17 protein-coding genes are annotated in these 17,875 nt (G+C 66.7%); 8 read left to right on the forward strand and 9 right to left on the reverse strand.

The window, feature by feature from the left end:
• Positions 1-539: 539 nt before the first annotated feature.
• Positions 540-1,052 carry a hypothetical protein gene (locus ABZ942_RS16480; RefSeq protein WP_357382664.1) on the forward strand — a complete coding sequence of 171 codons (513 nt, stop codon included), beginning with the start codon at positions 540-542 and terminating at the stop codon, positions 1,050-1,052.
• On the opposite strand, the gene ABZ942_RS16485 is transcribed toward ABZ942_RS16480, so the two are convergent.
• Genes ABZ942_RS16485 through ABZ942_RS16495 form a run of 3 tightly spaced genes read right to left on the reverse strand, consistent with a single transcriptional unit; the run spans position 1,049 to position 4,863 of the window.
• Positions 1,049-2,827, reverse strand: coding sequence for an SDR family oxidoreductase (locus tag ABZ942_RS16485; protein ID WP_357382665.1), 1,779 nt, complete (start codon positions 2,825-2,827; stop codon positions 1,049-1,051). The two genes, ABZ942_RS16480 and ABZ942_RS16485, sit on opposite strands and share 4 nt — an antisense overlap.
• A gap of 30 nt (positions 2,828-2,857) precedes the next feature.
• On the reverse strand, positions 2,858-3,964 hold the full coding sequence (locus tag ABZ942_RS16490; RefSeq protein ID WP_357382667.1) for a PDR/VanB family oxidoreductase: 1,107 nt from the start codon (positions 3,962-3,964) through the stop codon (positions 2,858-2,860).
• The gene (locus ABZ942_RS16495) at positions 3,961-4,863 is read right to left on the reverse strand and encodes a metal-dependent hydrolase (protein ID WP_357382669.1); all 903 of its coding nucleotides are present in this window, start codon (positions 4,861-4,863) and stop codon (positions 3,961-3,963) included. The genes ABZ942_RS16490 and ABZ942_RS16495 overlap by 4 nt, the downstream gene beginning before the upstream one ends.
• Before the next feature lie 258 nt (positions 4,864-5,121).
• Between ABZ942_RS16495 and ABZ942_RS16500 the strand changes: the two genes are divergently transcribed.
• On the forward strand, positions 5,122-6,513 hold the full coding sequence (locus tag ABZ942_RS16500) for a wax ester/triacylglycerol synthase family O-acyltransferase (RefSeq protein WP_357382671.1): 1,392 nt from the start codon (positions 5,122-5,124) through the stop codon (positions 6,511-6,513).
• Between the two features lie 41 nt (positions 6,514-6,554).
• Here ABZ942_RS16500 and ABZ942_RS16505 read toward each other — a convergent pair whose 3' ends face one another.
• Together ABZ942_RS16505 and ABZ942_RS16510 are read right to left on the reverse strand one after the other, a co-directional pair.
• Complete coding sequence (locus ABZ942_RS16505) at positions 6,555-7,451, reverse strand: alpha/beta hydrolase (protein ID WP_357382673.1); 897 nt, start codon at positions 7,449-7,451, stop codon at positions 6,555-6,557.
• A 98-nt stretch (positions 7,452-7,549) separates the two neighbouring features.
• Positions 7,550-8,008 (reverse strand): MaoC family dehydratase, encoded by a 459-nt coding sequence (locus ABZ942_RS16510; RefSeq protein ID WP_357382675.1) that lies wholly within the window; start codon positions 8,006-8,008, stop codon positions 7,550-7,552.
• A gap of 299 nt (positions 8,009-8,307) precedes the next feature.
• On the opposite strand from ABZ942_RS16510, the gene ABZ942_RS16515 reads away from it, so the two are divergent.
• Entirely contained in the window at positions 8,308-9,051 is a 744-nt protein-coding gene (locus ABZ942_RS16515) for a glucose 1-dehydrogenase (protein ID WP_357382677.1), read from the forward strand.
• 22 nt (positions 9,052-9,073) lie between these two features.
• Here the strand turns inward: ABZ942_RS16515 and ABZ942_RS16520 are convergent, their stop codons facing one another.
• Positions 9,074-10,087 (reverse strand): YdcF family protein, encoded by a 1,014-nt coding sequence (locus ABZ942_RS16520; RefSeq protein ID WP_357383189.1) that lies wholly within the window; start codon positions 10,085-10,087, stop codon positions 9,074-9,076.
• 185 nt (positions 10,088-10,272) lie between these two features.
• Here ABZ942_RS16520 and ABZ942_RS16525 point away from each other — a divergent pair, with 185 nt between their 5' ends.
• Together ABZ942_RS16525 and ABZ942_RS16530 are read left to right on the forward strand one after the other, a co-directional pair.
• Entirely contained in the window at positions 10,273-11,538 is a 1,266-nt protein-coding gene (locus ABZ942_RS16525) for a lipase family protein (protein WP_357382679.1), read from the forward strand.
• A gap of 72 nt (positions 11,539-11,610) precedes the next feature.
• Positions 11,611-12,639 (forward strand): FAD-dependent monooxygenase, encoded by a 1,029-nt coding sequence (locus tag ABZ942_RS16530; RefSeq protein ID WP_357382681.1) that lies wholly within the window; start codon positions 11,611-11,613, stop codon positions 12,637-12,639.
• 53 nt (positions 12,640-12,692) lie between these two features.
• Here the strand turns inward: ABZ942_RS16530 and ABZ942_RS16535 are convergent, their stop codons facing one another.
• The gene (locus ABZ942_RS16535; RefSeq protein WP_357382683.1) at positions 12,693-12,944 is read right to left on the reverse strand and encodes a CsbD family protein; all 252 of its coding nucleotides are present in this window, start codon (positions 12,942-12,944) and stop codon (positions 12,693-12,695) included.
• Positions 12,945-13,182: 238 nt separating this feature from the next.
• Positions 13,183-13,815: a LysE/ArgO family amino acid transporter gene (locus tag ABZ942_RS16540; protein ID WP_357382685.1), complete on the reverse strand. Its 633-nt coding sequence runs from the start codon at positions 13,813-13,815 to the stop codon at positions 13,183-13,185.
• 73 nt (positions 13,816-13,888) lie between these two features.
• Here ABZ942_RS16540 and ABZ942_RS16545 point away from each other — a divergent pair, with 73 nt between their 5' ends.
• From ABZ942_RS16545 to ABZ942_RS16555, 3 genes are all read left to right on the forward strand, one after another.
• Positions 13,889-14,761, forward strand: a complete 873-nt coding sequence (locus tag ABZ942_RS16545) for a LysR family transcriptional regulator ArgP (RefSeq protein WP_357382687.1) — start codon at positions 13,889-13,891, stop codon at positions 14,759-14,761.
• Between the two features lie 125 nt (positions 14,762-14,886).
• Entirely contained in the window at positions 14,887-15,219 is a 333-nt protein-coding gene (locus ABZ942_RS16550) for an Lsr2 family protein (RefSeq protein WP_357382689.1), read from the forward strand.
• A gap of 180 nt (positions 15,220-15,399) precedes the next feature.
• Positions 15,400-16,125 (forward strand): PaaX family transcriptional regulator C-terminal domain-containing protein, encoded by a 726-nt coding sequence (locus ABZ942_RS16555; RefSeq protein ID WP_357383191.1) that lies wholly within the window; start codon positions 15,400-15,402, stop codon positions 16,123-16,125.
• Between the two features lie 29 nt (positions 16,126-16,154).
• Here ABZ942_RS16555 and ABZ942_RS16560 read toward each other — a convergent pair whose 3' ends face one another.
• On the reverse strand, positions 16,155-17,789 hold the full coding sequence (locus ABZ942_RS16560) for an acyl-CoA dehydrogenase family protein (protein ID WP_357382691.1): 1,635 nt from the start codon (positions 17,787-17,789) through the stop codon (positions 16,155-16,157).
• Positions 17,790-17,875 lie beyond the last annotated feature (86 nt).

The raw sequence follows: 17,875 nt of genomic DNA on the forward strand, positions 1-17,875 counted from the left end.
TCAAGCATGGAACCTGAACTGTTATTGAGGTCAAGCCGCGTGCGCGCGATTACGCTGTGCGCGTAAACCGACCGTCAGGAACTGCCGCCGCCGCAGCTGCTGCTACTCCCGCCGCCACAGCTGGAACTGCTGCCGCCGCCGCAACTGCTGCTGCTCCCACCACCGCAGCTACTGCTACTGCCGCCGCCACAGCTACTACCACCGCTGTCGTGATGCCCACCGTGGTGATGACCTCCCCCGCTCCCCGAATCCCATCCCCCACTACAGCTACTCGACGAACCACCGTCCGAACCGGCGTACCCGGCGGCACCCGCCGCCCAGTACGGGTCCGAACTGTCATAACCCCCGCTCGAACCACGGCCGCGCCGAGCCCGGTAAGGCGGCGGCCGCCTGCTGCTGCGAACAGCCCCGACGATCAAGCCGATGATGACGAACGGCGTCGCGATCACGAGCAGCACTATCAGCAGCACGAGCACGAGAATGACCACCTCACCCATTCCTGAACCGTATCGGCCCGCCACCTCTGCGTACAGTGAACTGTGCCGTCTTTCAGCTTCCGCAGATCCCGGCCGCGCGCCATCGACCTCGCGACGGTCAACGCCACCGTCGCCGCCCTGGAGCTGCCCGAGGCCGTCTACAAGACCTCCCCGTGGCAACCGCGCGAACTCGTGGAAATCGGCCTGCGTCAATGGTTGCGCTGCTGCGGCGCGGCCATGCGCGACGGGCAGGTCATCGGCATGCCCGCACACGCCGTGGACGAGGCGTGGCACGGGTTCATTCTCTGCACCGAGCGCTACGCCGAGTTCTGCGCCACCGCCTATGGCCGCTTCCTCCATCATTTCCCGGAAGGTGCTGGGCCACCGAAGGTTTCGCACGGCTCGATGGGCGAGCAACTCGGCCGCACCGTGGTGGCCTGGGCACTGGTCGCCGAGCCCGGCGAGTCCTGCCTGCTGTGGGACCTGGACCGCAGGGTCGGCGTCGAACACCCGTGGGGGGTCGACGCCGAGCGCGTCGCGGCCATCGAGGCCGACCTGCGCACTCTGTCGGATTAAGTGAGCTTCACCCGCGCCGCGACGAACCGCCCGACCGCGGGGGCGAGCCTGCTGAAGTGGTACTGCAACCGCGCCTCCGGTGTCACCGGCACGATGCTGCGGTCCTTCTCCACGGCCCGCACGATCTGCTCGGCCACCTTCTCCGGGCCGTAGCTGCGCTTGCGATAGAGGTTGTCGTAGCGCTGCTGCTTGGCCTTCTCCTCCTCCGCACTGACACCCGAGAACCGGGTGGTGGCAACGATATTGGTGTGCACGATGCCGGGGCAGATGGTGTGCACCGAGATCCCGCGACCGGCCAGTTCCGCACGCAGGCAGTCGGAGAACATGAACACCGCCGACTTGCTGGTGGAGTACGCGCTGAAGCCCTGCTGCGGACTGTAGGCGGCCATGCTGGACAGGTTGACGATGTGCCCGCCCAGACCGCGCTCGGCCATCGCGGATCCGAAGGCCCGGCAGCCGTTCAGCACGCCGCCCAGGTTGATCCGCATGACCCGGTCGAATTCCGCCGCCGAGGTGTCGAAGAACCCACCGGCCTGGCCGATTCCGGCGTTGTTGATCAGAATGTCCGGCACGCCATGGGTTTCCAGCACGATCTCGGCGTGCGCCGTCACCGCGTCCGCATCGGACACATCGAGCTGATACGGATGCGCCACACCATGTTCGGCGGCGATCAACTCGGCAGTCTCTTTGGCCGAGTCGAGATTGATGTCCGACAGCACGATTTCGGCGCCGCGCCGCGCGAGGGCCAGCGCCGTCTCGCGACCGATACCGCTGCCGCCGCCGGTGATCACCACCAGCTGGTCCTCGAACCGCCTTGCGCTGCGGCCGACTTCGGCCCGCCGCAGTCCACGCGGTGCGGTCCCGCCATTGACCGTGTCGATCAGTTCCGTGGTCGCGGTGGCCAGCAATTCGGGATGGGAGAACGGCATCCAGTGCCCGGCGGGCACATCGCGGCGCCACAGCCGCTGCACCCACTTGCGCTCGTCGTCGTATCCGGCGGGCCGGACCGCGACATCGCGACCCGCGACGATCAGCTGCACCGGCACCTCGGTGTGCCGATCCCGCGGCGACAGCAGGCGCTGCACGATATTCGCCCGGTAGATCAGCAGGCCGTCGACCATGTCCTGCCGGAAGGTCGGGCCGAGCGTCACATTCGCGGGCGGCGTCTCGTTCATGATGGAGACCACCCGCTGCCACCGCCGCTCGGTGCCGAGCAGACCGAAGACCGCGCGCGGCAGCCCCGGTGTCATGAAGAAGAAGGTGTAGGCCGAGGACAACGTCTGCGTCAACGGCTGCCAGATGTTGCGCGGCGTCGGCCGAGACAGTCTGTTGCGCATCCAGTTCGCGATGTGGTCCAGGTTCGGCCCGGACACCGAGGTGAACGACGCGACCTGCGCGGCCGCCCTCGGCTCGCACACCGCCTCCCACACCTGCACCGAACCCCAGTCGTGCGCGAGCACATGCACCGGCCGATCCGGGCTGACCGCGTCGACGACGGCGAAGAAGTCGCCGGCCAGCGCGTCGAGCCGGAAGTCCTCGGTGCGCCGGGTCCTGGTCGATCGCCCGTGCCCGCGGGTGTCGTAGCTGACAACGTGGAAGCGCTGCGCGAGCAGCGGCACCACCTTGTCCCACAGGTGATTGGTGTCCGGCCAACCGTGCACCAGCACCACGGTTTCCGCGGTCGGATCGCCGTATTCGTAGACGGCGAGCTCGAATTCGCCGCTGCGCACCGTCCGCTCGGCGGCCACCAACTCGGGCGGTTCGATGGTCGTCATCGGTTTCTCCTTGCTGACCAGAGGTCGTGGTTACAGATCGAGCACCAGTCGCCCACCGGGCGAACGGGATACGCAGACGAGCATCTCGCCCGCCTCGTGTTCGGCTGCGGTGAGCACGGTTTCGCGATGCTCGGGTTCGCCGGACAGGACTCGCACCTTGCAGGTGCGGCAGAAGCCCTGACGGCACGAATAGGGACGGTCCGGTCGCGACGCCAGGATTGTGTCGAGCGCGGAACGATCCGCCGCCACCTCGACCACCGCACCGGTGGAGGCGAATTGGATCTCGAACGGCACGCCGTTCACGATCGGCGGCGGCGAGAACCGCTCGGAATGCAGTTCCACCCCGGGCATTTCGCGCACCGCGGCGGCGACGGCCGTGGTCATCGGCACCGGACCGCAGCAGTAGACCGCGGTGTCGGCGGTAACGCCGGGCAGCAGTGCGGCAGCATCGGGCAGACCGTGCTCGTCATCGGTGCGCACGGTGACCCGGTCACCGAACGCGGCGATCTCGTCGAGGAACGGAATGGTGTCGCGGTTGCGGCCGGTGTACACCATCGACCACTCGATACCGAGGCGCCGTGCCAGCCTGGCCATCGGCAGGATCGGCGTGATCCCGATGCCGCCCGCGATGAAATGCAAACGGGCAGCCGGTGATCCGTGGCCCGGTACAGCGAACGGGAAGGCATTGCGCGGTCCGCGCACGGTGATCGGCGCACCGACCGGCAGCGCGTCGTGCACCTCCACCGACCCGCCGAGACCGTCCGGAATGCGCCGCACCGCAACCCGATAGGCGCGGGTGTCGGCCGGATCGCCGCACAGCGAGTACTGCCGCAGCCGCCCCGACGGCAGCTCGAGATCGAGATGCGCGCCCGGCCGCCACGGCGGCAGTTCCCGCCGATCCGGCGCTTCCAGTCGCAGGCTCACCACGTCCTGGTCGTGCGCCTCGATCCGCCGCTCGGTCACCACCAGCGCCAGCCGATGGTCGTCCACCTTCGGCGCGAGGTCACGTCGGTTGATCATGGTGGTCCACTTCAGCCGCGCCGAGGCGACCGCGTCGAGCACCCGCACCGCCCGATCCTGGTCACGCTTGCCGAACAGATCCGCGGGCAGATTCTCTGGGACAGGGCGCAGATTCACGACGCAATCGCTTGCGCGGCAGGCGACTTCGCGAGGTATGCCACCGCCTGCGCGGTGGACCCGACCGAGCCGGGGTTGTAGCCGGGCTTGAACGTCGACACCGCGCTACGCAGCAGCGACGGCACGCCGGGCAGCGCGCCGCGCCACATCGCGCCGAACACGCGTGTGATCAGCCGCGGGTAACCGAGGTCGGGCAACTCGGGATCCTGGTGCACCATGTATTTCGTGCCGCGCACCACCAGCGTGATGAAGATAGGGAACACGAACGTCATGACCGCCGCGCGCCGCAGGTAGCCCGCGCCGAAATAGACCGCGACATCGTGCGCCACATGCCGGTGCTCGACTTCCTCGGCGCCGTGCCAGCGGAACAGGTCCGCAATGCGCGGTTCCGCATCGAACTTCTCCAGGTCGGCGTTGAGCACCCAGTCGCCGAGATAAGCGAAGAAGTGCTCCAGACAGGCGATCACCGCCAGCCGCTCGACCAGCGTCTGACGCTCCTCGATGCCCTCGTTCCCCCTGGGCCCCAAGGTCTTTCGGAACAGGTACTCGGCCTGCCGCACATAGGGTTCCGGGTCGATGCCGTGCGCGGCGAGCACCTCGGTGAGCACCTTGTCGTGCGTCTCGGCGTGCATGGACTCCTGGCCGATGAAGCCGAGCATCGCCTCGCGCAGCTTGTCGTCCTTCACGAACGGCAGCGCCTCGGTGTAGGTGGCACAGAACATGCGCTCGCCCTCGGGCAGCAGCAGGTTCAGCGAGTTGATCAGGTGCGAGGCGATCGGCTCGTTCGGCATCCAGTGCAGCGGCGTATCGGCCCACTGGAACTGCACGTTGCGGGCGTGCAACGCCACTTCGCCCGGATCGATGTCCGGTCGTCGCTCACCTCTACGAAGTAGCTTCATCGGTACTCCTCTCACGACTGCATCGTCGTGCGCCTTCCTGCATGGCCGTAGCAATCATCATACACATACATGCAACTCTGGGTTACATAAAGATCCGCAGTGGCTCAACCAGGCATTTCCTCCCCTTTTCGGACGCAAGCCAACATCACACCGGCCATTCCGAATGCCGTTAGCCCACTTGACAATAGGGCGCACCACTGTGATCCACTTCGCTCTCGTTCGCTCAATAACTAGAACGCGTTCTAGTAGGCTTTCGCTATGGAGCGACTAACCGGATTGGATGCCAGCTTTCTCTACTTGGAAACCGGGACCCAGCACCTGCACGTGTGTGCGCTGCTGATCCTCGACCCCAGTTCAGCGGACTATTCCTTCGATAAATTCAAGGCCGAACTAGGCAGGCGGCTACCCCTGATCCCCCAGATGCGCCGCCGCGTCTACGAGGTGCCGTTCAATCTCGACCACCCCGTCTGGGTCGAGGATCAGAACTTCGACCTGGACTATCACATTCGCCGCATCGGTATCGCGGCTCCAGCGGGCCGCCGCGAGCTGGCCGAGCTGGTCGGCGATATCGCCAGCCGCCCGATGGACCGCCACCGACCGCTCTGGGAGATGTCGGTGGTGGAGGGGCTCGACGACGGCAAGGTCGCGGTGATCTGCAAATACCATCACGCCGCGGTGGACGGCATCACCGGCACGAACATGATGATGCACCTGTGCGACCTGGAACCGCATGCGGCCAAGACCCCACCCGCCGAGGAATGGCGGCCGGAAGCGCGCCCGAACGATTGGGCATTGCTGGCCAAGGCGGTGGTCAAGTTCCCGACCAAGGCCGGCATCGTCGGCATGGTGCCGAAAACCCTCGGCATGGTGGCCGGTTTCGCGAACCGGCGGCGTAATGACAAGGCGGGCATGGCATTGCCGTTCTCCGCACCGCGCACCCCGTTCAACCTGGCCATCACGCCGCATCGCGTGGTCGCGTTCACCGAGACCGAACTCGGCGCCATCAAGGAGATCAAGTCCGCGTTCGGGGTGAAGATCAACGACGTGGTACTGACCGTCGTCGCCGGCGTGCTGCGGGCCTACCTGGAGAAACACGACGAACTGCCGGACCGCTCGCTGGTCGCCTCGGTGCCCGTCTCCGTGCACGAATCGTCGCGGCACACCGCGGGCATCAACAAGGTGTCCACACTGTTCGCCCGGCTCGGCACCGATATCGAGGACCCGGTGCAGCGCCTGCTGCAGGTGGCCGAGGACAACCGCGGCGCCAAGGCGGAACACGACCTCATCGGCGCCGACTTCCTCCAGGATTGGTCGAAGTACGCCCCGCCGAACACCTTTCAGCTCGCGGCCCGGGTGTACTCGTCGCTGAAACTGGCCGAGCGGCATCCGGTGGTGCACAACCTGGTGGTGTCGAATGTGCCAGGCCCGCCGATGCCGCTGTACTTCCTCGGCGTGCGGGTGGACGGGATGTATCCGTTCGGTCCGGTCTTCCACGGTGCGGGACTCACGGTGACCGTGATTTCGAACAATGCCGACTTGGACTTCGGCTTCATCGCCTGCAAGGAACTGGTGCCCGACATCTCCGCACTCGCCGACGCGGTCCCCGGCGTAGTTGCCGAATTGCTCACCGCCGCACGAAACTTGGGTTGATCCACCGATAGGCCCTGTTCGCCATCGCCGCCGAACAGGTCTCACAATCTCACTGCGACCGCCGCACAGGCCGCGAGCAACGCGGGCACGAAGAGATCGGCCGCCAGCACGCAGGCCGCATGCCCGCCCTTGATCAGATGAATGCTCGCCCCGGGGATCATGGTCGCCATCTCCAACTGCCGATAGACCGGAATGGCTCGATCCTGCGTCGTAATGACCACGGCGGTCGGCATTTTCAGGCTCGACAACCAGTCCGTCGCATCGAACCGGCCGACCTCGCCGATCACCTGGGTGATCGCCCACCCGCTGGTACTGCGCAGCTCGGTGAGCGCCCACCGATCCAATCGGCCCGGCGCCCAGGCGATTTCCGGAAGCTCCGGCAGCCGTCCGCCGAATTCCTCGATACGCCGGAAGGAATACGGCCCGACCGCCTCGGCGAACGCACCGAATGCCCGGTGGAACGCGCGCTCGCGCCACTTCTCCTGAAACCGATACGGCGTGGAGCACAGCACAAGTCCGCCTATTCGATCCGGATGCCGGTGCGCCGCAGCCAGACTCACCACCCCGCCCAGCGAGTATCCCGCGCAGACAGCCTGTTCCACGCCGAGCGCATCGAGCACGGCAACGACGTCGTCCGCGCAGTCGTCCACGAAGAAGCGCTCGGAGCGGATCCCCCGTCCGTGCCAGCGCTGGTCGAACAGGATCACCCGGTACCGCTCGGCCAGCGGTGCCAGCGCCGGAAACCAGTTCAGGTAGGCGGTGCATCCGGTGCCGTGCAACAGGACCAGCGCGGGCGCGCCCGCCGGTCCGGCGATGTCGACCACGTAGGTGCGCCCCCGCCCGGGCAGCTCGACCAGTCGCCCGCCCGGCACCTCGGCGATATCCGGCACCCGCCCGGCGACGCGGCGTAGCGCCGCCGAGGATCGTGAGTTCGTCATCGTGCGCCTCCCGCGAATCGCGGACAGAATTAGAACGTGTTCTACACGATGATGCCATAGCGCGCCACCCCACGAAGGCAGGACGGCCGAGCGACCGCCTACGCCAGCGCGCGGACGATCGATTCGGCGATGCAGGCGGGCTTGTCGGAACCCTCCCCCTCGATGACCGTCGCGATCACGACCTGCAGGCCCCCGGGCACCTCGTCGACGCTGACGATCGTGGCCCGACCGCGAATGCGGGAACCCGCGGGCACCGGTGCCGGAAACCGAACCTTGTTGAGGCCGTAGTTGATCCGCGCGCTCGCGTCGGCGATGTCGAATACCTCCCGCATGATCGCCGGGAGCAGCGACAGCGTCAGGTACCCGTGCGCGATGGTCGTGCCGTACGGCCCATCGGCCGCGCGTTGCGGATCGATGTGGATCCACTGCCGATCCTCGGTGGCCTCGGCGAACGCGGCGATGCGGTCCTGACCGATCTCGATCCAGCCGCTCACGCCGAGGTCGGTACCCGCGGCCTTCCGCAGCGATTCCATGGTGAAAATGGTGGGTTCACTCATGCGAGAAACCCTAAATCGCGCGACCCACCGGGGCGAGAGCATTCGCCCGATGCTTGATCAGCGAAAGCCTGCACCTACTGTCTGAGACAATATAAACTGAGACCGCTCGCGGCGCGGAATCAGAAACCGCCTCCCGCGCCGCGGGCGTGCATTTGCCGAAGCTGCTGGCCTGCAACGACTTTCCCCGACGGCCGCCCCGATGTGGCACCATCGGACGCGAAGCCAACGCCCGATTCGACACATTTCTGTAACGTGTTCCAGTACGTTGGCGTGGACGAACGAAAGACGGAGGTGCCTCGATGGGGCGGTTGACCGGCAAGGTGGCGTTGATCAGCGGCGGGGCCCGCGGCATGGGCGCGGCACACGCCAAGGCCATGGTGGCCGAGGACGCCCGCGTGGTGCTCGGTGACGTGCTCGACGAGGAAGGCGCCGCGGTCGCCAAGGAATTGGGCGACGCCGCCGCCTACGTGCATCTCGACGTGCGCGAGCCCGCCGAATGGCAGGGCGCGGTCGCCGAGGCGGTGCAGCGGTTCGGCTCGCTCAACGTGCTGGTGAACAACGCGGGCATCGCCAACGGCAACCTGCTGGTCGACTTCGAACTGGCCGAATGGCAACGGATCATCGACATCAACCTCACCGGCACGTTTCTCGGCATGCAGGCCGCCACGCCGGCGATGATCGAGGCGGGCGGCGGCTCGATCATCAACATCTCCTCCGTCGAAGGCCTGCGCGGCAGCCCCGGCCTGCACGGCTACGTCGCGAGCAAATTCGCGGTCCGCGGCCTGACCAAGTCGACGGCACTCGAGTTGGCGCAGCACAAGATTCGGGTCAACTCGGTCCATCCCGGCCTGATCAGCACGCCGATGACCGAGGGCATTCCGGCGGACTTCCTGCAGATCCCGCTGGGCCGGGCCGCCGAGTCGGCCGAGGTCGCCGCGCTGATCACCTTCCTGGCCAGCGACGAATCCTCGTATTCGACCGGCGCCGAATTCGTCATCGACGGCGGTCTCACCGTCGGCATTCCGCACAAGACCTTCGAATAGCCGTACGCGAGACGCGCCGACCTCAGTAGTGATGCGGCAGGTCGCGGGTCAGCACCAGCGCCAGTACCGGCAATGCCATCAACGCGAGACAGGCGATCACGTTGATCCATTTGTAGGCCACGACGACCGCGGCGAACTCGCGCAGAATCGCCGAGGGCAGGTAGTAGAAGGCGGTCCGCGCACCGGTCACCTCGGCGTCCAGGTCGAGGCGCCGGGCCAGGATCGCCGTGCGCAGGATATGGAAGTTGCTCGTCACCAACACCATCCGAGTAGTTTCGCCGCGCTCGCCCAGTAACCGCTTGGTGTAGAGCAGGTTTTCCCGCGTGGTCGTCGAACGGTCCTCCAGCACAACGCGGTCCGCGGGCACCCCCTGATCGACGAGGTAACCCGCCATCGCCGCGGCCTCCGACACGGCCTCGTCGGAACCCTTACCGCCGCTGGTGATCAGCAGCGGCCTGCGCCCCGCCGCGAGCTCGGCGCGATACACCTCGATAGCCCGGTCCAAACGACTGGCCAGCAGCGGTGGCACCCGCGCGCCGACCAGGCCCGAGCCGTGCACGACGATCGCGTCCATACCCGGCCGATAAGGCAGCGATCCGTAGAACAACGAATACAGCAGGAAGCTGGCGAACAAGAATCCGACGTAGCTCACCGCCATGGTCACCGACGCCAAAATCACGACGAACCAGATATCGCCCGTGAAAATGGCCACCGCGAGCAACACATAGGGCACCAGCAGCACGACCCCGAGTCCGAGCGGAAGCAGATTCGCGATCCGCAGTCCTTCCCGGCGAACCATCTGCACACCGTTGACCATCAGCAACCCGGCGAGCACCAGCACGAGCAGTGGCGAAAGCAGTACGAGCAGCCCCGCCAGCACCACCGGCAGATCCCCCTTCGCGCCCGAACCGATCACCCATACGCCGGTGAAAGCCAGTCCGAGCAGCAGAAACACCCCGTTGCTCAGCCGCCGCCGATCCTGCCGGAACCTCAGCAGGAACACACCGAGCAGAACAAGGCCGACCACGAGCAGCATCACCGAACCACCGTAACCGGCGCGACGGCAACCACGCGGCGATGCCGCGCCGCCCCGCTGCGGATCGGCGGGCCCGCACGGCGCGGCTCCCTCTGGCCATTCCCTTTTTCCCATATCGTGTCGCTCGTCCGAACACCGGCCGGGCGATTATTCGCGGCCAATTTTCGGATTATTCGATTTTCCACATGCCGAACAATCCCCGTGAATGTCGTGATGAATGGGAGTCGCTCATCGCCATGCTTCGACACATCCGCCCCGCGCTCGCCGTTGTCGCCCTGCTGATATCGGTCGCACACGTGGCCGTCGTGCCGGGTACCGCTGCGGCACAACCGATCTATCCCAAGCCGGACCCCGACCCCTTCTACGCGGCACCCCCCGACCTCGATCGGGCGAACCCCGGTGACGTGCTCGCCGTTCGGCCGATGCCCGCGCTGCTCGGCTTTCCCGGAACCACGGTCACGATGATCAAGTTCCGGTCCACCAATTCGGCGGGCAATCCGATCGCGGCCACCACCACCGTGCTGACCCCGCACGACCATGCCCCCGGCGGCCCGCTGCTGTCCTATCAGCACATCATCAACGGCCTCGGCACCCAGTGCGCCGTCTCGCGGGTGCTGTACACCGGCGATCCGAATCTCGCTGTCCGCGAAGCACCCGCGCTCAACACGGTGCTGCTGCGCGGCTGGTCGGTGGCACTGCCCGATCATCTCGGACCGACCAGCGCCTACGGGGCGGCCAAGCTGGGCGGCATGATCACCCTCGACGGCATCCGCGCGGCCCGCCAGGTCGCGCAGCTCGGTGTCGCGAAGAGCCCGGTCGCGATGTTCGGATACTCCGGCGGCGGCATGGCGACGGGGTGGGCGGCCGCGCTGGCACCCACCTACGCACCGGAACTCGACATCGTCGGCGCGGCCGAGGGCGGTGTCCCGATGAACCTGGTGAAGATGACCGAGGGACTCGGCTACGCCCGGCATCCGGCGTTCGGGCTCGCGCTGGCGGCGGCCATCGGGCTCGAGCGGGAGTATCCGACGCGGCTGCCGATCAGCGACAACCTCAACGATTTCGGCCGGGCGACCCGCGATCAGATCGCCAACGGCTGCACCAACGAGATCCTGGCGGCCGGTGCCGGGCACAACGTGCTGGACGTGGCCAGCTCCACGTCGCTGGCCGACGATCCGAGCGCGCGCTCGGTGCTGGAGGAGAACAGCCTGGAGCTCTTCGACGGCGTGCCGAAAATGCCGATCTACCAATGGCGTTCGCAAGAGGACGCGCTGATTCCGGTGGCCTCGATCGACAACACCGTGCGCCGGTACTGCGCAGCCGGGGTGCGCGTGCAGTCCGAGCTGTTCCCGAGCCCGGACCACCTGACCACCGCGGTACTCGGCGCACCTGCCGCGATGTCCTGGATCGACGAACGGTTCCGCGGCGTGCCGGCACCGACCGACTGCTGATCGCCGGCAGTGCGCCCACCATCGGGTTGCGGGACACCACCGCGCCCCGATGGTGGGACCTAAGGTGGGGGCATGGTCACGATCATCGGCGGTGGAATCGCGGGTACCTTGCTTGCCGGTGCGCTCGCGCGGGACGAGCGGCCGGTCACGGTCTATGAGAGTCAACCGGTCATCGGCGCGGGACACTTTCTGGCACTGGACGATCGGGCGCATGCCGCGCTGGCCGGGCTCGGCGTCGGGATCGATCGGCTGCACGAGGCGTCGCATCCGCTGACCGAGCTGCGCGCGGCCGACCGATCCGGGGTGATACGCAGCGATTCCCGCACCGAGCGCAGGCTGTACCTGCGCGCCGAGCTCCTCCGGGCACTGAACGAATTCGCCACCGGCACAACGGCCGAGCTGCACTATGCCACCCCGATCACCGAGCTGAACAGTACCGAGGGGAAGCTCTTCAGCGGCGAAAACCCGGTTCCGGCCGACGACGTGATCATCGCCGCCGACGGCATCGACTCCCCGGCCCGGCGCCACCTCGAACCCGAGCGCACCGCCGAATACTCCGGCCAGATCATCATTTACGGCATCACCGATCGACCGATCCAGCCGGACACCGATCCGTCCGTGCTGCACTTCCATCGCCAACTCGACGACAACGGCCGACCTGCCAGTACCTTCGGGCACTTCTGGAACACAACGATCTCCGTCTGGTTCACCCGACTGACCCGCGGCCCACTTGCCGTGCAGGACATCGGATCTCAGTCTCTTGACGGTTGGGCGGAGCCAATTCGAGCCGGCGCCACCGCGATCCCCGAACTCGTCGAGACCCTGCTGGCCGCCACTACCGCCGTGCACGTCTCCAACGCGCGCACCGTGCCGCTGGCCGACGCGCGTCCGCCGCAGACTCCGGTAATCCTTTGCGGTGACGCCGATCACGCCATCACCCCGGCCGCGGGTGTCGGCGCCCGCGACGCCATCGAGGACGCGGCAGCCCTCGCGGCAGCCATCACCTCCGGCGGCTCACCGGCCGCCGCGATGGCCGAGCGGCGGCGCCAGATCCTCGCCGAGCGGCAGCAGGCGGCCCAAATGTTCCGCAGCGCAACATAAATCGGCGGCGCGGGGACGAAAGATCGTCTCCGCGCCGCCGAAAACTCTGGCGACTAGGATTCCTTGCCGCTCTCGTAAGCACTCTGGCGAGCCTCGTCCAGGGTGGCCTCGGCGCGGGCCTTCTCCGCCTCGGCCTCCTTCTTGGCTGCCTCACGCTCGGATTCGGCCTTGTCCTGCTGGGCGCGGCCCTCGCTCTTCAGGCCTTCGTTCCCGGTGACAATGCCGACGGCTTCCTTGGCCTTGCCCTTGACGTCCTCAACGACGCCCTCGACGGCCTCGCGCGGTCCGCTGTTGTCCTTGGTCATGGCAACTCCTCCAGGTCGGTGTTGGCGGTCATTCGCCGCATACCCGGGCCTTCTGACCCCAATCAGCACTGCACGCGATACCCGCTGTGTCTCCCGTCACGCCGTCGGCGCAGCCAACCCCGTTCGCACCGAACAACACTCGATACCGCACCGTGGCAACATTCGAGTTTTCCGCTGTCCAAGCGCGGATTTCACTTGTCCACGGGTCTGGAACAGTGAAAACCAACGGGTTTCGACGTCACATCGAGGGGCCCGCGAGCAACAAGCCCAGACCCAACAGCGTCATCACCACGGCGATAGCGGAATCCAGCACACGCCAGGCGGCGGGTCGGGCGAACAGCGGGCCGAGCCGCCGGGCACCGTAACCGAGCGCGGTGAACCAGACGAGGCTGCCGAGCATGGCGCCCGCGCCGAGGAACCAGCGGTCGGGGGTGGCGTAGGTGCTGGCGAGGGAGCCGAGCAGGACCAGGGTGTCCAGGTAGACATGCGGGTTCAGCCAGGTCAGGGCCAAGGTGGTGGCCACGGTGGCCCCGAGCGCGACCGTCGTGCCCGCTGATCCGACGATCAACGCCGTGGACGCGAAAGCCCGGCGGGCCGCCAGCACGGCGTAGCCGAGCAGGAACGCGGCGCCCGCATACCGCACCACCGTGACCACGACGGGCACCGATTGGACGACGACTCCGAACCCCCCGACGCCCGCGGCGATCAGCACGATGTCCGACAGCGCACACACCGCCACCACGGCGAAGACGTGCTGTCCGCGCACCCCCTGGCGCAGCACGAACGCGTTCTGCGCGCCGATGGCCACAATCAGCGAGAGACCGAAACCGAGACCGGACAGCGCCGCCAGGGCGGCCGAGGACACTTCCATGTCCATCGACGCTAGGCACGGCATTATCTCAAGGCAAACTAAAGATTCTGCACTACCATTACGATCCCTTAACATGGATCTCCAGCTGGATCAGCTCCGCGCATTGAATGCGGCGATCACCGAGGGCACCTTCGACGCCGCCGCGAAGAGCCTGCGGATCACCCCGTCCGCGATCAGCCAACGCATCAAAGCGCTGGAGGACGCGGCAGGCCGCGTCCTGGTGCAGCGCACAAAGCCGGTGTGCGCCACCGAATCCGGGCTCGCGGTGCTGCGGCTCGCCAGGCAGATCGAGCTGCTGGCCGGCGACACCGCCACCGAACTCGGTGAGGCACACCGCCCGACCCGACTGCCCATCGCGGTCAATGCCGATTCACTGGAAACCTGGGTGCTGCCCGCGCTGGCCGCGGCGCCGCCGGGCGTCTGCTTCGATATTCACCGCGAGGACGAGGAACACACCACCCGGCTGCTGCGCGACGGCACGGTTATGGCGGCGATCACCGCCACGTCCACCCCGGTGCAGGGCTGCAGAGTAGAACGACTCGGCTCGATGCGCTACCGGCCGATGGCCGAACCGCGCTTCGCGCGCACCTGGTTCGGCGATGGCGCCACCGCCAAGTCCTATGCCGCGGCACCGGTGGTGCTTTTCGACCGCAAAGACGATCTGCAAGACCGTCACCTGCGTCGCCGCAGTAGGCAACCGCTCGATCCGCCGCGGCATTATGTCCCTTCTTCGGCCGGTTTCCTCGCGGCGGTTCGGCTCGGATTGGGCTGGGGCATGCTGCCGGACCTGCAAACACGCAATTTCCGCAGTACCGAGCTGGTGACCATCGACGGCGAAGCATTCATCGATGTCCCGCTGTACTGGCAGCAATGGCGGCTCGACTCACCCGCATTGAGCGCGGTCGCCTCGGCGATAGCCGCGACGGCCGCAGAATCGCTCCGCTGAGTCGGACGTACACGCATTCGCTCCAGGCACTTCTGCGGCACAGTCCTTTTCTCCTCGCCGAGTTCGATAAGCTACGGTATTAGTATTTCGAGCAATTACTCGTGACTACGCGAAGGACGCATCCCATGGCCAAGAAAGTCACCGTCACCCTGGTCGACGACTACGACGGCAAGTCGAAAGCGAATGAAACAGTTCAATTTTCGATCGATGGCGTGGCCTACGAGATCGATCTGTCCACCAAGAACGCGGGCAAGCTGCGGGTGACGCTCGAGCCGTGGGCGGAAAAGGCGCGCAAGACGGGTCGGGCGAAGCGGAAAGGCACCGGCAAAGCGACTTCCGCGACCGATCGCGAGCAAACAGCCGCGATCCGCGAATGGGCCAGGAAGCACGGGCACAACGTATCGACCCGTGGCCGGATCCCCGCCGACATTGTCGCGGCATATAACAACGCGAACTAGCCATACCACGCGATTCGGGCCTCGGCCGGACACATCGCCAGTGCACGGCGGTCGCCGCGGACTTCGGGCGGGCGATGTCGCGCGGCGGGGGGTGGCGAGCCCGTCGGTAGAATTTCGGGTTCGACCGCCGGAGTTCGGTAGGCGGTGACTCGGATAGGACGGGGATGTGTGGCGATGCGCGTGCGGAAGCTGACCGCTCGGTCGGCAATTCTGAGTGCGTTGCTCGGCGCGCATCCGGCGGAGGCGCCGGTCAGCTGGATCGTTTCGGTGGCCGAGGAACTCGGCCTGCAGCAATCGGCCGTGCGGGTCGCGCTCACCCGCATGGTGGCCATGGGTGATCTGGAACGCGCGAATGGCGTGTATCGGCTCTCGGATCGGTTGATCGAGCGACAGCGCAGGCAGGACGCCGCGGTGACTCCCGTGGTGAAAACCTGGGACGGCGCATGGTTTTTGGCGGTGGTGACGACCGTCGGCGACGATGCGCCCGCTCGGACCGCTTTCCGCGACACGATGCGCGCCCGCAAACTCGGCGAATTGCGTGAGGGTGTGTGGACCCGGCCCGCGAACATCGAGATCGTTCTCGGGCCGGAGGCCAGTCGGCGAGTTTCGGTGTTCACCGCGGTACCACAGGATGCTCCGGTCGCGATGGCGGAAACCCTTTTCGCACCACAACTTTGGGCTCGCGACGCGCAACGGCTGCTGCACGAGTTCGCGAGTTCGGCCTCGCTGCGGACGCGGTTCGAGGTGGCGGCAGCGGCGGTGCGGCATATTCTCGATGACCCGCTGCTGCCCGATCCACTGCTGCCCGCCGACTGGCCCGGGTCAGCGCTGCGCGCCGAATACGCGGCGTTCCGAACCGAATTCATGGCATTCGCGGAGCAGCTGCTCGTCACATCGGATGTGTAGTGCCATCCGAAGAAGTGCGCCGGTCGGTTTCAGTTCCCCGTCTTGGGTGTGGCGCGTTGAATGATCGCGGCCGTATCGATACCTGTCGGTAGGGTGCCGAAAACGTCGCCGTGTTCACCGCCGAGCCTGCTGACGGTGAACGCATCCGCCACCGCGGGATGACCGTAGCGAACAAGCAGCGATGCCTGAAGTACCTGCGCCATATCGCCGACGATGCGGCGGGCGCGATGCTGGATGGTGTCGAAATCGCCGAATTGCTGTTCGAGCCGGACGATCGCGGCGTCGAGGTGTGTGTCGGCACCGGCGGCGCGTTTGACTTCGTCGAAAAAGGCGCCGAGGGTTTCCGGTTGTTTGGCCATCGCGCGCAGCGTATCGAGTGCGGCGACATTGCCCGACCCCTCCCAGACCGACATCAACGGCGCCTCCCGATAGAGCCGCGGCATCCGCGATTCTTCGACATAACCGTTGCCGCCCAAGCATTCCAGCGCCTCGGCGGCGTGGATCGGGCCGCGCTTACACACATAATATTTGCTCACCGCCAACGTGATTCGGCGCAACTGGTCTGCGCCATCCGCCCCGGCGGTCGCCCGATCGGTGAGGTCCGCAAGCCACATTGCGACTGTCGTCGCCGCCTCCGCCTCGATCGCGAGATCGGCGAGCACATTGCGCATCAATGGCTGATCCGCCAGCGTCGCACCGAAAGCCGTGCGGTGCGCGGCATGATGTGCGGCCGCGGCGACACCGGTGCGCATCGCGGTGGCGGTGCCGATGGTGCAGTCCAGCCGGGTCAGATTCACCATTTCGATAATCGTCGGCACGCCGCGGCCTTCGTCGCCGACCAGCCAGCCGACGGTGTTGTCGTATTCGACCTCGCTGCTGGCATTGGAGTGATTGCCGAGTTTGTCCTTGAGCCGTTGCAGCGCAAAGGTATTGCGGGTGCCGTCCGGCAGCACGCGCGGGACGAAGAAGCAGGAAAGCCCGCCGGGCGCCTGTGCGAGCACCAGGAACACATCCGACATCGGCGCGGAGGTGAACCACTTGTGCCCGGTGATCCGGTAGGTTCCGTCGGGCATCGGGGTGGCGGCGGTGGTATTGGCCCGGACATCCGAGCCGCCTTGCTTTTCGGTCATCGACATCCCGGCGATCAACCCGCGCTTGGTCAGCGGCGCACGCAGACCAGGATCGTATTCCTTGGCGCACAACAGGGGTTCGTACTGCGCGGCGAGTTCGGGTGCGGCGCGCAGGGCGGGGACAACGGCGTAGGTCATCGAGATCGGACAGCCGTGGCCGGCGTCGACCGGGCCCCACACGCTCAATTTCGCGGCGCGCGTCAGATGCGGATTCGGCCGGGTGTCCGCCCATACCGCGCCGTGCAGACCGAAGCCGACCGCGTGAGTCATCAGCCGGTGGTAACTGGGGTCGTACCCGACCTCGTCGATTCGGTTGCCGTAGCGATCGTGCGTCTGCAGCGTCGGCGGATGCGCCTCGGCGAGATCACCGAGCTCGATGGCTTCGGCACTGCCCGCCAGCCGTCCGATCTCGTGCAGCTCGTCGAGGGTGTGCTCGGCGCCCGCGCGGTGCAGCGCCTCGAGCAGCACCGGCTGCTCGGCGGCGTCGTAGTCGACGAGCGGGGGAACCTGGTTTGTTACCGCGTGGGTGGCCATGAATCAGTATTACAGTGCGCCGCCAATTGAAACAAGTATGTAATATCGGTGGGAAGTTCGCCGTCCCCCGACGTAGTCAGGAAACC

The organism is Nocardia sp. NPDC046473 (assembly GCF_040645995.1).
GTDB lineage: Bacteria > Actinomycetota > Actinomycetes > Mycobacteriales > Mycobacteriaceae > Nocardia.